This is a genomic window from Halorientalis marina (assembly GCF_023028345.1).
Lineage (GTDB): Archaea > Halobacteriota > Halobacteria > Halobacteriales > Haloarculaceae > Halorientalis > Halorientalis marina.
This window is the reverse complement of the sequence record NZ_CP095487.1, coordinates 1,250,121-1,262,337: the sequence shown is the minus strand read 5'-3', so window position 1 is coordinate 1,262,337 and position 12,217 is coordinate 1,250,121. Positions and strand designations below refer to the sequence as shown.

The following is a 12,217-nucleotide window of genomic DNA, read 5'->3' as shown; positions in this document are numbered from 1 at the left end:
TGAGACGGCTTACCAAGCGCCGAAGCCAATGACGGACCGCGCAAACGGTAGTCGGACGGAGTTGGACAGCGCGGCTGTGCCGCGGAACCCGGGTGTTTCCGAGGCAGTCGAGACAGTCGAAGCGTACGAGACCGACGACGGCGTCGTCCTCTACGACGCGGAGAACCCGCTCGCGTGGGTCCAGACAGACGAGGCGGTCCCCATCGAGGACGCGCGGTAACGTCCGTATCGTTCCGCGTCGCGGTGAGTGCCCGAAACCATAGCCAGTGCCGAGAGCGGCCGCAGTCACGGAATCCTTTTCTCGCTGGCCGCCCGACCAACGGGCGTGCTCGGTGACGACGAACGCTGGCCCAACGAGCCAACAGAGCCCGGCGAGCCCGAGCAGCTCGGCGACCTGGAGGACCTGGGGCCCGACGTGCCCGAGGTCGACGTTCCCACGCCGCCCGACCCCTCGGCGAACGAGGTGCCGAGCGACCTCGCCAGGGACTTCTGGAAGCTCGTAGCCACGTTCAACGTCGCCCTCTTCGCGCTCGCGCTGGGCCCTATGTTGATCGTCTTCCGCGGCGAACTCGTCAACGGCGGCGCCGTCTTCCTCCTCGGCGCCGGCTTCTTCGCCTACGGCTATCAGCGCTACCGGACCGTCCGCGCGCGCCACGACGACGGAGACGACCGCGACGCCGACGAAGCCGACCACGCCGATGATGGGACGCGGGACCAGAACGGCTAACCGCCCCCGCGGGCTAATTCAGCGTATGCGAAGCGTCCGCGACGAGTCCGGCAAACGCTATCTCCTCCTGAAGGAGTCCGGCGACGCCAGTCGCGTCCGCGACCCCGAGACGGGCGAGGAGCAGTACGTGGAGAACGACCGGCTCGAATCGGCCGACGGCGAGTCGCCACTGGCGACCGCCGCGCGTGCCGTCCCCGAGGCCGTCCGAGCGCTGACGACGGGCGTCCACGACGAGCGTGCGCTCGGCCTCCTCGTCGATATCCACGCCCGCGGCCCGCTGGACGTACGAACCCTGCTCGCGGCCTACGACCTCTGTGAATCCGACCTCCACGGGCTCCTCGCCGAGTTCCGCGCCGCCGGCCTGCTCGCGGAGACGACCGTCGCCGGCGAACGCGGCTACGAGACGACCGAGACGACCAGCGAGGCACTCGCGGCACTCGGCGTCGACGGGCCGGCTGAGTCGTAGCGACCGTCAGTCGTCGCCGGCCGTCGGGACCGCGTCTGGGTCGGCCACCCCGCGCTCGACGGTCGAGCGGTTCGTCGTCGCGTCCTTGTGGACCTGGACCAGGTCGTCGGCGGCACCGACCAGCTCGTCGTCGTGGCTGACCACGACGATCTGCTCGACACCCAGGTCCCGCATCGACTCGACGAGTTCGACCAGCTGTGAGACGTGTCCCGAATCGAGGAAGACCGTGGGTTCGTCGAGGATCAGCGGCGGCATCGGTGCCGACCCCTCGATGCCCTCCGCGAGCAGGCGGTAGATCGCACACCGGAGGCTCAGATTGAACAGCGCCCGCTCACCGCCCGAGAGCTGTTCGGGGTCGAGCGGCTCGCCGTCCTTCTGGTAGACCGTCAGTTCGTACTCGCCGTCGAGTTCGATCCGCGAGTACGAATCGTTCTGGTAGACCAGGTCGAACGTCTCGTTGAGCATCCGTTCGAGGCTCTCGACGTTGCGCTGTCGCAGTTCCGCCCGGAGCTGGCCGTACATCTCCTGGAGTTGTTCGGCCTCGGTGTACAGCGATTCGAGGCGGTCGACCGTCGCTTGCAGCCCCTCGCGGCGCTCACGGAGCGCTTCGAGTTCCTCGATCTCGTTTTCGATGCCGCCGATCCGACTCTGGAGGTCGTCGCGCTCCTCGCGGAGTTCGTCCAGTTTGGGGTCGACCTGTTCGATGTACTCGGCGGCCCGTTCCTTCTCCTCGCGTGCGCTCTCGACGGCGTCCTCGTCGAACTCGGCTTCGAGATCCGCTCTGGCCTCGCGCTTGTCGGCCAGCCGTTCGCGGCGCTCGTCGTTGACCTCGCCCTTGCTCTCGCGCTGGTCGCGGAGCCGGTCGATCTCGTCGTCGAGGTCGTCGATCCGGGCGAGTGCGTCCTCGACCGCCGCCAGCTGGTCGAGCGACTCGCGGACCTCCCCGCGGCGCTCGTTGCACTCGCCGATTGCCTCTCGGTGGTCCGCCGCCGCTTCGTCGGCTGCTTCTGCCTCCGTTCGCTTCTCCGCGGCCTCGTCGTCCAGGTCCTCGGCGTCCTCGCGGAGCCGGTCGATCTCGGCCTCGGTATCGTCCAGTCCGTCCTCCTGTTCCGCGATCAGTTGCTCGACGTTCTCCCGGTTGGTCTCCAGTCCCTCGATCTCGTCGGCCGCCGCGACCAGTTCCTCGGCCCGCTCCAGCCGGGTTTCGAGCGCCGTGCGTTCCTCGCGTACCTCGTCGAGTTCGGCCTCCAGGTCCGCCACCCGCTCGCGGTTCTCGTCGATGGACTCGACGTGGGGCGAATCCTCGACGGGCTGCTTACATTCCGGGCACTTGCCCGCCTCGAGCAGTTCCTCGGCCTCTTGCAGTGATTTGCGCTCGTTCTTGAGCTCGGTCTCCAGTTCGGTCTCGCGTTCGCGCAGGTCGGCGAGTTCCTCCGCGACGGATTCGCGGTGGTCCACGGCCTCGTCGGGGTCGACCGGCGCGTCCGCGAACGCCGCCCTCCGCTCTTCGATGTCCGCCGTAATCGTCTGCATCTTCTCGCGGCGGTCGGCGATCTTCTCCCGCGTCGCTTCGAGGTCGGCCGCGAGGTCGTCGGCCTGCTCCCGTTTCTCCTCGGCCCGGGATTCGAGGTCGCCCGCCCGCTCGCGGAGCCGTTCGGCCCGGTTCGTCTCCTCCTTCGCGTCGAGCCGGTGCTCCTCGATCTCGCTTCTCAGTTCCTCGTCGCGATCTTCCAGTTCCTCGATCCGAGCCGCGACCGCCTCGGGGTCGGCCGCGTCCAGGCCCGTCTCGGCGAGCAGTTCGTCCAGCCGCTCTCGTTCGTCGTCGACCTCGGTTTTCAGGTCCGCGATGCGCTCGCGGAGGTCCTCGCGTTCCCGTTCGGTTTCCTGGATCGCCCCGGTCAGGTCGTCGATCTCGGCGGCGAGGTCGTCCAACTGCTCGCGTTTCTGCTCGTACTCGTCGAGCACCGCCTGGGCCTCGTCGCGCGTCTCGACCGCGCTCTCGCGCTGGTCCTCGAACCGCTCGATCTCGCCGTCGATCTCCTTGCGCCGCGACCGGAGGCCGTTCAGCCGCTCGTGGAGGTCCCTGTCTTCCTTGGCCTCGATCTGTTCGACCAGCCCGTCCAGTTCCCCCTCCTTGTTGTCGAGGACGTGTTTCACGCCCAGCCGCGCCTCGCTCGCACGCTCGCGGTAGTCCTCCAGCTTCCCGAGCTGGAGGAGGTCGTCGATCATGTCCTGGCGGTCGCCCGGGCTGGCGTTGATGAGCTTGTTCACCTCTCCCTGCCGGACATACGCACAGTTGACGAACGCCTCGTGGTCCATGCGGAGCAGTTCGGTGACGTGCCCGCGGACATCCCGCGCACCCTCGTAGGTCGCGTCGGGCGTCTCCAGCACGCACTTCGCCGTCGTCGCCCGGTCGTCGGTGACGCGGACCCGCCGCTCGACGTGGTAGGACCCGCCACCGTGCTCGAACCAGAGTTCGACGGTCGCGTCCTCGGCGCCGATGGTGACGACCTCGTCGAGCGTCGCGTCGAGGGCACGCGCACCGTAGAGTGCGAAGAAACACGCCTCCAGCAGCGAGGACTTCCCGCTGCCGTTCAGCCCGTGGATGACCGTCACGCCCGGCTCCAGCCGGAGGTCCGCGTCCGCGTAGCACTTGAAATTCTCCAGGCGAACCCGCTGAAACCTCATTCCCACTCACCCAGCGTCGGCTGGTCGGCCGCGTCGTCGTCGGCCGTCTCGTTCGGTTCCGCGTCGGCGTCGGTCGGTTCCTGCGGTCCCGTTCCGTCGTCGGTCGTCGTATCGTCCTCCGGTACCGACTCACCGGAATCCGCATCCGCTTCGCCCCCGTTCGCCGCCACGGGCTCGTCGGACGCCGCGGAGCGTTTCTCGTCGGCAGTCACCGTGTCGGGCCCGCTCGCGTCCTCGTCGTCGTCCGGTGCCGGCTCGAACGCCGCGGTCTCGCCGTCGTCCAGCAGTTCACGGACGCGCCGTTCGGTCTCGTCCGTGACCTTCGAGTCCGGGGTCTTGCTGGCTCGAATAGTCTCGTCCAGGTCCCGGGCCGCCTCGCTCAGGCCGAGTTCGCGCACGCGCTCGCGGACGGCGTCGTCCGGATCGGCGAAACTCACGTCCACGTCCTCGGTGTCGGCGATCTCGCGGTGGTCGGTGACGCGGGCGACTAACGCACCCTCCTCGTCCGCGTACTCTTCGACCGCCGCGGCCGTCACCGGGTCGCCCTCGCCCTCGATGTGGACGACGACGACGGCCCCCTCCAGGTCGTGCTGGCCGACCCGCTCGCGGACGCGCTCGACCCCCTCGCTTTCGCCGAGTTCGGTGTCGACGAAGACGAACTCGCGGGTGGGGAGGCCGCGGCGCGAGATGGCAACCTCCTCGGCGAACTCGACGATGTTGTACCCGCGGTCCGCGCGCTCGTCCGCGCTCGCGCGCTCGGTCGATCCGCAGTAGGTCACCCACGTCCCGTCGACCTCGGCGCGGTCCGGGTGATGATTGTCGCCGAGCAGGAGCGCGTCGAAGTCGACGGTCGATTCGGCGAGCAGGCGCTCCGTGTCCCAGTCGGCGTAGTCGAAGGGCTCGAAGAGGCCGTGGGCGACCAGCGCCGCGTGATCGGCGTCGTGGGACTCGAACTCGTAGTCGAGCGCGTCGCGCTGTGACCGGGGGACGAAGTCCAGCCCGTAGAAGGCCGTGTTTCCGATGGTCACGGGAGCGGGACCGAGGCGGGTCGCCAGGCCGAGCGACTCGAAGAGGTCGAGCCACTGGGCGTCGCGTTTGGTCTCGTGGTTGCCGACGATAGCGAGAAACGGGACGCCGGCGTCGTCCAGGTCCCGGAGGACCGAGAGCGTCCCGAGGACGTCCTGAAGTTCGGGCCGCCGGTCGTGAAAGAGATCGCCCGCGTGGACGACGGCGTCGACGTCGTCGGCGACCGCGTCCTCGATCACCCGCTCGAACGCCGCGAGGAAGTCCGCGCGGCGCTCGGGCCGGTGGTACTGCCGGTAGCCGAGGTGCGTGTCGCCGGTGTGAATCACCCGCGTCATTTGCGACCCCTTCGAAACCGCCACTGAAAGGGGTTCCGCGACCGCGGTGAAAGTGATCCCCCGTCACCGGTCGGTCGCCCCATCGTCCCTCGCTGCGACCGTGTTCTCGGCCGCATCGACCGCGTTTCCGCTCGCGACGGTAGCGTCCCGGCCGGCGAGTGCGTCCCGGAGCGCATCGAGTGCCTCCCGCGCGCGGCGACCGCGACGGGCGGCGGCGTGGTCGTCCGCGGTTTCGGCCGCCCCGATGGCCGTATCGAGGTGCTGTCGACCGTCGGCGTCGACGAAGGCCGCAGCGTCGTCGAGTGCGTCGACGGCGTCTGCCGCCGCGTCGATGACCGTCCGGTAGTCGTCCGTCGCCGATACGGCCGGGTAGTCGGCCGATTCACCGTTCGCGAGTCGCGCCAGCGCACGTTTGACCTCGGTTGGATCGGACACGGGCACGGCTGGTCCCGGTCTGATACTTGAACGTTGGGCTCCCCCCTGGTCGGCCGCGGTCAGTCCTCGATCGTCAGCGTGTAGATGCGCTTCCGGGCGTCCGAGAAGGAAAAGCGGGAGTCGACGACGTCGACCTCTTCGAGGCGGTTCAGCGCGTAGCGCACGGTTCGGGGCGGCAACAGCGTCTCCTCGGCCAGTTGACTCTGGGTGAGACGCTCGTTGTACTCCAGGGTCTTTGCCACCAGTTTCGCGCTCGGCGGGAGGTCCCGGACCGCGTCCCAGCTACCACCCTCCGCATCCGCGCTCGCCGTTTCCGAGGTACTCATGGTACCACTGAGTACCGAATACAGGCTAATAATATTTTCCGTTCTCATTTATTACTAGTGGGAATTCAAGGGGCGCGCGGTCAGGGGGGTATAGCGCCCGGCGAATCACCCGTTGTACCTACCCGAAGTCTCTTATTATTACGGCTACTATCCGGTGGTAATGACCGACACTGTTGACGACGTCGAGTTGCCGTACGACGAAGACGCGTCACAGCAGGAGAAGATCAACGCCCTCCAGGAGCGCCTCGAAGTGCTGGAGGCCCAGAACGAGGAGATGCGGGACAAGCTCCTCGACGCGAACGCCGAGAACAACAAGTACCAGCAGAAACTCGAGCGGCTGACCCACGAGAACAAGAAGCTCAAGCAGTCGCCGCTGTTCGTCGCTACCGTCCAGGAACTCACCGGCGAGGGCGTCATCATCAAACAGCACGGGAACAACCAGGAGGCCCTCACGGAGGTCACAGACGAGATGCGCGAGGACCTCGAACCAGACAGTCGGGTCGCCGTCAACAACTCGCTGTCGGTCGTCAAGAGCCTCGACGACGAGACGGACGTGCGCGCTCGCGTCATGCAGGTCGACCAGAGCCCGGATGTCACCTACGCCGACATCGGCGGCATCGAAGAGCAGATGGAGGAGGTCCGCGAGACCGTCGAGATGCCCCTGAAGTCCCCGGAGATGTTCGAAGACGTCGGCATCGACCCGCCAAGCGGCGTCCTGCTCCACGGCCCGCCCGGGACCGGCAAGACCATGCTCGCGAAGGCCGTCGCGAACCAGACCGACGCCACCTTCATCAAGATGGCCGGCTCCGAGCTGGTCCACAAGTTCATCGGCGAGGGTGCGAAGCTCGTCCGTGACCTCTTCGAGCTGGCGCGCCAGCACGAACCCGCCGTCATCTTCATCGACGAGATCGACGCCATCGCCGCCAAACGGACCGAGTCCAAGACTTCCGGCGACGCCGAGGTTCAGCGGACGATGATGCAACTGCTCTCGGAGATGGACGGCTTCGAGGACCGCGGGGAGATCCGCATCATCGCCGCCACCAACCGCTTCGACATGCTCGACCGCGCCATCCTCCGCCCCGGTCGGTTCGACCGCCTCATCGAGGTTCCCAAGCCCGGCGTCGAGGGCCGCGAGCAGATCTTCCAGATTCACACCCGCGACATGAACGTCTCCGACGACGTGGACTACGAGGCCCTGGCCGAGATGGCCGACGACTGCTCCGGTGCGGATATCAAGGCCATCACCACCGAGGCCGGGATGTTCGCCATCCGGGACGACCGCACCGAGGTCGCCATGCAGGACTTCGAGGACGCCTGGGAGAAGATCCAGAGCGAGGACGAGAGCGAGGAAGTCTCGAAAACGTTCGCGTAGACCCGTAAAAGGCAGATTTTTCGCGCCGGTATCGTGTCAGTTCGGAGCGGCCGTGCCGGTCAGACCACGAAGTAAAAGACCGCGAACGGAATCACGAACAGCAGGACGAACATCACGAGCAGGAGCGCCCCGTACCCGAACAGCACGCCACCGGCCGAGAACCACGACGGGTGATCGAACTTCTCACGCAGGCTTGCCATATCTCGACGTTCGTATCGGAGCAGTTAGTTGTACCGACTCGGCACGCACACCCCGCCCGGTCGGCGATCAGGCGATGATCTCGCCGATCCGCCGCGGTTCACCCGAGAGGGCGGGGTCCTCCTCGACGATCTGGAGCACCTCGTGGTCGGTCACGTCCGGGTACGGTTTCTCGATGGCCTCCTCGATCAACGCCTTCTCCAGGCGAAACTCCGTGCCCTGATACACCACGTCCACCCCTTTGTCGTCGAAGGAAAGTGCAGTCATGAGCGCGGGTATGCGACTGTCGAATAAAAACCCCAAGAACCGTCGCCGCCCAGACCCTTCCGACATCCGACATGCGTCAGACGCCAGTCAGACGACGGCAGGGGCTTTAATACCGGTGAAATCGGTATGTGGGGTGTGCCGCTGCGCTCGGACCCGTTAGACGAACTGAAGATTCCGGACGGGACGACCGCCGAGGAACACGACCTCGTGACGGAGGGTGACGTGATAATCGGCGGTCAGAGTACCGTCGAGTTCGGCGTGCGCGGGCACAACGTGATCGGCGGCGAGCGCGTCCGCTTCGGTGGCGACATCGAGGCGGAAGGCGACTGCCGTCTTGACATGTGGTGTGACGTCGCGGGCAACGTGCTGGTGGGCGCCGACGCCTATCTCGGCGAGCGCGTCCACGTCGGCGGCCAGCTCATGGTCTCGGGCAACCTCGACATCGGCGACGACGTCGACATCGAGGAGGGCTTCGAGGCCAACGGCTGGATCGTCATCCGCAACCCGATGCCAACCATCGTCTTCCTCTTCGTCTACTTATCACAGTTATTGCGAATCGGTGAAGAGGAAGCCGCCGAGGAGATGCTCTCGGGATTGCTGGACGAGGACCACGAGCACGACCCGCTCTTGCTCCCGCGGGGCAGCCGCGTCAACGACGATGCCTGGCGCGTCTCGACCCCGGCGACGGTCGGCGACGACTGTCGCCTTCACGGGAACATCCGGGCGAAGTCCCTCGACATCGGCGTGGACACTGAAGTTTTCGGCAGTCTCCGCGCCCGCGAGGACATCCGGATCGGCGAGCGGACGGAGGTTCACGGCGACGTGACCACCCGTGAGGGGCTGGTCTACGTCGACCGCGACGCCCACGTGTGGGGCGACATCTCCGCCGACGACGTCATGCTCCACGACGACGCCACGATCGAGGGGTCAATCCGAGCGCGCGGCGAGATGACGGTGTTCCACGACGAGGACGACGACGCTCCCGACGTGGACGACGCAGGCGAATCTACCGAGCCATCGAGCGACGACCAGGAGAACGACGAGACGACGGCCCCGGCGTCGGCGACCGACGACCGGGACGAAGACGAGCGGGCGACCGCGACGACCGACGACGAGCGGGCGACCGCGACGACCGACGACGAGCGGGCGACCGCGACGACCGACGACGACCAGGCGTCCGACGAGACGACGGTCGATGGTGACGCGGATTCGGACGACGACACCGACGGCACAGGGAAGCGTGTGACTGCGGACGGGCAGGACCCCGACGACGCCGAACACCGTGAGAACGGCCACGACCCGGCCGAGCTCGCAGAGTAGGCCGAACGCATTCCTTTTCACCACCGCGTTCGGTCGTGCTCTCGACCGCCGAGAGCGGCGTGACCGAAAACCCCTTCCTCCGGTCGCGGGTAGACCCGGGCATGCTTTCGGTCGCGCTCGCCGGGAAACCCAACGCCGGCAAATCGACGTTCTACCAGGCCGCGACGATGGCCGACGTTGACGTGGGGAACTATCCCTTCACGACCGTCGACCCGAACCGCGGCGTCAGCTACGTCCGCACGGAGTGTCCCTGTCTGGAGCGCGACGAGCGCTGTGGCGACGAGCACTGCCGCGACGGGAAACGCTACGTCCCCGTCGAACTGCTCGACGTCGCCGGCCTCGTGCCCGGTGCCCACGAAGGCAGGGGGCTGGGCAACCAGTTCCTCGACGAACTCTCGACGGCCGACGTCATCCTGAACGTCGTCGACGCCGCGGGCGCGACCGACGCGGAGGGCGAACCGGTCGAGGTGGGCGAGCACGACCCCGTCGAGGACGTGGACTTCATCGAGGAGGAGATGGACCTCTGGCTAGCGAGCATCGTCGACCGGAACTGGGAGTCCATCGAGCGAGGGTCCCGCTCGCCCGATTTCGACATCGACGAGGCGCTCGCCGAGATGCTCACCGGCGTCGGCGCAACCGAACTCGACGTGGCCCGGACCCTCCGCGAACTGGACTACCCCGAGGACCCCCAGCAGTGGACCGATGAACACCGCGAGGCGCTGGCCCGCGACATCCGCCAGCGGACCAAGCCCATCGTCGTCGTCGCGAACAAGGCCGATATCGCGCCCGAGGAGAACATCGAACGGCTCCGGGAGGCCACGGACTACCTCGTGCCCGCGACCGCCGACGGCGAACTCGCGCTCCGGAACGGCGCGGAAGCTGGCATCGTCGACTACGACCCCGGCGACCCGGACTTCGAGATCGTCGGTGACGCCAGCGACGCACAGCGCCAGGGCCTGGAGCGCATCCGCGAGGTGATGGAGCAGTGGGGCGGGACCGGCGTCCAGACGGCGCTCGATACGGCCGTCTACGACCTGCTCGATATGCTCACTGCGTACCCGGTGCAAAACGAGTCGAAGTGGACCGACGGGCAGGGCAACGTCCTCCCGGACGCCCACCTGCTGAAACGGGGGTCGACGCCGACGGACCTCGCCTACGCCGTCCACTCGGATATCGGCGACAACTACCTCCACGCGGTCGACGCGAAGTCGGATATGCGGGTGAGCGACGACCACGAACTCGAGGAGGGTGACGTGATCAAGATCGTCTCCTCGGCGAAGTAGTCAGCCCTCGCCGGCAGCCCCGTCGACCGACTCCGTGCCGGCCGCCCGTGCCGCCCGCAGTTTCTCGATGGTCTCGTGGACGCCGACGACCATCGACGGCACGAGGATCATGAAGATGTGTTCCTCGATGGGGATGCCGAGCAGTTCGACGCCGGTCCGGAGCGGGATCTCGAAGACGCCGACCCGGAGGGTGTACCAGTCCCAGACGTACGCGGGGAGGTAGACGACGGCGACGACACGACCGGCCGCGCGGAACGCGTCGGCGTACCAGAGCAATGCGATGGCGACGGTGCCCCACATGACCTCGGTCGCGAGGTAGGTGTACGGGCCGAACACCGAGATGTCTGGAACCCCCATCACACCGCCCCCCGGCGGACCGGCGTCGAGTTCATCATACCCCCACTGAGGGTCGGGGAAAAATCAATCCCAGGCCTGCGGAGTCGACGGCGTGGGGCCCGAATCGGCAGCAGGGTAGGAGCGAAACCAAAGCATCAAGCGCCAGTTAGTTACAGTCGATAGCTCGCTCAAGACGTATTCGGACACCATCACCCGATACGAGGAGCGTCACCGGATCTCCGCACTCGACCGATTCGACCGTTCCCGACGCTGGTTCGCCGGGTTCGAGCGCTCCGTTAACGAGAACGGTCGACTCCCCGTCGACAGTGAGTTCGGCGGTTGTCAGCGTCGACCCGTCGGGAAACCGGTTCGTCACCGTCACGGTGAGGTTTGTGGTCCCGTTAGTCGTTTCCGTCTCCTGAGCGAATCCGACGTACGCCCTGGTATCGTCCACCACGGCCACCTGCACGTCCCGGTCCGCCGCGACAGAACTCACGCCGCTGGTCCCGAGTGCGAGCGCGAGTAGGGCTGTCGTAACGATCAGAAAAAGTATCACTCGCTGTCTGTGCATTGTCCCGAGTACCGAATATGGCGTGTTCCGCTGTCGGGCCTCCCTCGGCGTCGGCGCTGTCCGGCGGAGCGGCGGGTGTGACGTACCACCGCGACGACCGCCCTGTCGAGACCCGCCGGCCCGACCGCATGGCACCTCATTGCCGTCGCACCTCCGGTGGCTCCTCGGACGTCCCGAGCCGGAGTCGAGAGTAATTGTAGTAGGTGTGAACCAGTCCGGAGAGGAGGGCAGCAGTGAGAACGAAAACCGTTATTGCCGGATAGCTGATGTCGCCGAGGATGGGAGCGTCCGCCCACCTACCCAGGAGCGTCGTGAAGCCGACCGCTGCCAGTCCCGTATAGTAGAGGCTCCACGGCACGTCCACTTTCGGCACGACGTCGAGGTATACCTCCAGATTGGACGCGCTCTCGGAGATCCGGGCTGACTCCCGTCCGCTGTCGTACCTGATAAACCCGTTATCGTCCATTTTTGGGAGATGGTGCTGGTGCAACGCGGTTTTCACGCGTTTCAATTCCGACGAAGAAAGGTCGTCTAATGGTTTGTCGTTTTCCCAGGCCGCCACTCGCTCGGCGAGTTCGCGCAGGTACACCTCCCGGTCCGCGTGCTTGAGATAGTGAAACGCGTAGCGCCGACGCTCGTTGCTGAGGACTTCGAAGACTTGGTCTTCAGAGAGCGATTCCTGGTTCGCTGCCGATTCTAATTGGCCCGGTCCCGAACCACCTTTTGAGATGCTCATACTGAAATGTGCCCTTGCCCACGGAATGCTTGACACTCCCGGAGACATCTTAGTTAACAGGTATCTATGAGATTGAAAGTTAGACTTAGTATTATTTCACGACCAGGGAAAGGATCGTGGTCCGTGAGACA

The 12,217-nt window shown here is 66.4% G+C and carries 15 protein-coding genes; 6 read left to right on the top strand and 9 right to left on the bottom strand.

Features of this window, described 5'->3' with window-relative positions:
• Nucleotides 1-28 precede the first annotated feature (28 nt).
• The 3 genes from MUG96_RS06440 to MUG96_RS06430 all read left to right on the top strand — a co-directional run bounded on the left by MUG96_RS06440 (nucleotide 29) and on the right by MUG96_RS06430 (nucleotide 1,193).
• The gene (locus tag MUG96_RS06440; protein WP_246987593.1) at nucleotides 29-220 is read left to right on the top strand and encodes a DUF7331 family protein; all 192 of its coding nucleotides are present in this window, start codon (nucleotides 29-31) and stop codon (nucleotides 218-220) included.
• Nucleotides 221-325: 105 nt separating this feature from the next.
• Entirely contained in the window at nucleotides 326-727 is a 402-nt protein-coding gene (locus tag MUG96_RS06435) for a DUF7322 domain-containing protein (protein ID WP_246987591.1), read from the top strand.
• Nucleotides 728-752: 25 nt separating this feature from the next.
• Nucleotides 753-1,193: a DUF7346 family protein gene (locus MUG96_RS06430; RefSeq protein WP_246987589.1), complete on the top strand. Its 441-nt coding sequence runs from the start codon at nucleotides 753-755 to the stop codon at nucleotides 1,191-1,193.
• 6 nt (nucleotides 1,194-1,199) lie between these two features.
• Here the strand turns inward: MUG96_RS06430 and rad50 are convergent, their stop codons facing one another.
• From rad50 to MUG96_RS06410, 4 genes are all read right to left on the bottom strand, one after another.
• Nucleotides 1,200-3,881: a DNA double-strand break repair ATPase Rad50 gene (gene rad50, locus MUG96_RS06425; protein WP_246987587.1), complete on the bottom strand. Its 2,682-nt coding sequence runs from the start codon at nucleotides 3,879-3,881 to the stop codon at nucleotides 1,200-1,202.
• Nucleotides 3,878-5,242: a DNA double-strand break repair protein Mre11 gene (mre11, locus tag MUG96_RS06420; protein WP_246987585.1), complete on the bottom strand. Its 1,365-nt coding sequence runs from the start codon at nucleotides 5,240-5,242 to the stop codon at nucleotides 3,878-3,880. The genes rad50 and mre11 overlap by 4 nt, the downstream gene beginning before the upstream one ends.
• Nucleotides 5,243-5,305: 63 nt before the next feature.
• Complete coding sequence (locus MUG96_RS06415) at nucleotides 5,306-5,677, bottom strand: DUF7966 family protein (protein WP_246987583.1); 372 nt, start codon at nucleotides 5,675-5,677, stop codon at nucleotides 5,306-5,308.
• 59 nt (nucleotides 5,678-5,736) lie between these two features.
• Nucleotides 5,737-6,003 carry a MarR family transcriptional regulator gene (locus MUG96_RS06410; RefSeq protein ID WP_246987581.1) on the bottom strand — a complete coding sequence of 89 codons (267 nt, stop codon included), beginning with the start codon at nucleotides 6,001-6,003 and terminating at the stop codon, nucleotides 5,737-5,739.
• 160 nt (nucleotides 6,004-6,163) lie between these two features.
• Here MUG96_RS06410 and pan1 point away from each other — a divergent pair, with 160 nt between their 5' ends.
• A complete protein-coding gene (gene pan1 / locus MUG96_RS06405; RefSeq protein WP_246987579.1) occupies nucleotides 6,164-7,375 on the top strand; it encodes a proteasome-activating nucleotidase Pan1 in 1,212 nt (403 codons plus the stop codon).
• A 59-nt stretch (nucleotides 7,376-7,434) separates the two neighbouring features.
• Here the strand turns inward: pan1 and MUG96_RS06400 are convergent, their stop codons facing one another.
• Complete coding sequence (locus MUG96_RS06400) at nucleotides 7,435-7,575, bottom strand: hypothetical protein (protein ID WP_246987577.1); 141 nt, start codon at nucleotides 7,573-7,575, stop codon at nucleotides 7,435-7,437.
• Nucleotides 7,576-7,642: 67 nt separating this feature from the next.
• Nucleotides 7,643-7,840 (bottom strand): DUF5800 family protein, encoded by a 198-nt coding sequence (locus MUG96_RS06395; RefSeq protein WP_246987574.1) that lies wholly within the window; start codon nucleotides 7,838-7,840, stop codon nucleotides 7,643-7,645.
• A 126-nt stretch (nucleotides 7,841-7,966) separates the two neighbouring features.
• Between MUG96_RS06395 and MUG96_RS06390 the strand changes: the two genes are divergently transcribed.
• Together MUG96_RS06390 and MUG96_RS06385 are read left to right on the top strand one after the other, a co-directional pair.
• Nucleotides 7,967-9,160, top strand: a complete 1,194-nt coding sequence (locus tag MUG96_RS06390; RefSeq protein WP_246987572.1) for a polymer-forming cytoskeletal protein — start codon at nucleotides 7,967-7,969, stop codon at nucleotides 9,158-9,160.
• A 101-nt stretch (nucleotides 9,161-9,261) separates the two neighbouring features.
• On the top strand, nucleotides 9,262-10,443 hold the full coding sequence (locus MUG96_RS06385) for a redox-regulated ATPase YchF (protein WP_246988638.1): 1,182 nt from the start codon (nucleotides 9,262-9,264) through the stop codon (nucleotides 10,441-10,443).
• On the opposite strand, the gene MUG96_RS06380 is transcribed toward MUG96_RS06385, so the two are convergent.
• The 3 genes from MUG96_RS06380 to MUG96_RS06370 all read right to left on the bottom strand — a co-directional run bounded on the left by MUG96_RS06380 (nucleotide 10,444) and on the right by MUG96_RS06370 (nucleotide 12,086).
• The gene (locus tag MUG96_RS06380; RefSeq protein WP_246987571.1) at nucleotides 10,444-10,800 is read right to left on the bottom strand and encodes a lycopene cyclase domain-containing protein; all 357 of its coding nucleotides are present in this window, start codon (nucleotides 10,798-10,800) and stop codon (nucleotides 10,444-10,446) included.
• Between the two features lie 145 nt (nucleotides 10,801-10,945).
• On the bottom strand, nucleotides 10,946-11,275 hold the full coding sequence (locus MUG96_RS06375; RefSeq protein ID WP_246987569.1) for a hypothetical protein: 330 nt from the start codon (nucleotides 11,273-11,275) through the stop codon (nucleotides 10,946-10,948).
• 211 nt (nucleotides 11,276-11,486) lie between these two features.
• Nucleotides 11,487-12,086 (bottom strand): DUF7344 domain-containing protein, encoded by a 600-nt coding sequence (locus tag MUG96_RS06370; protein ID WP_246987566.1) that lies wholly within the window; start codon nucleotides 12,084-12,086, stop codon nucleotides 11,487-11,489.
• Nucleotides 12,087-12,217 lie beyond the last annotated feature (131 nt).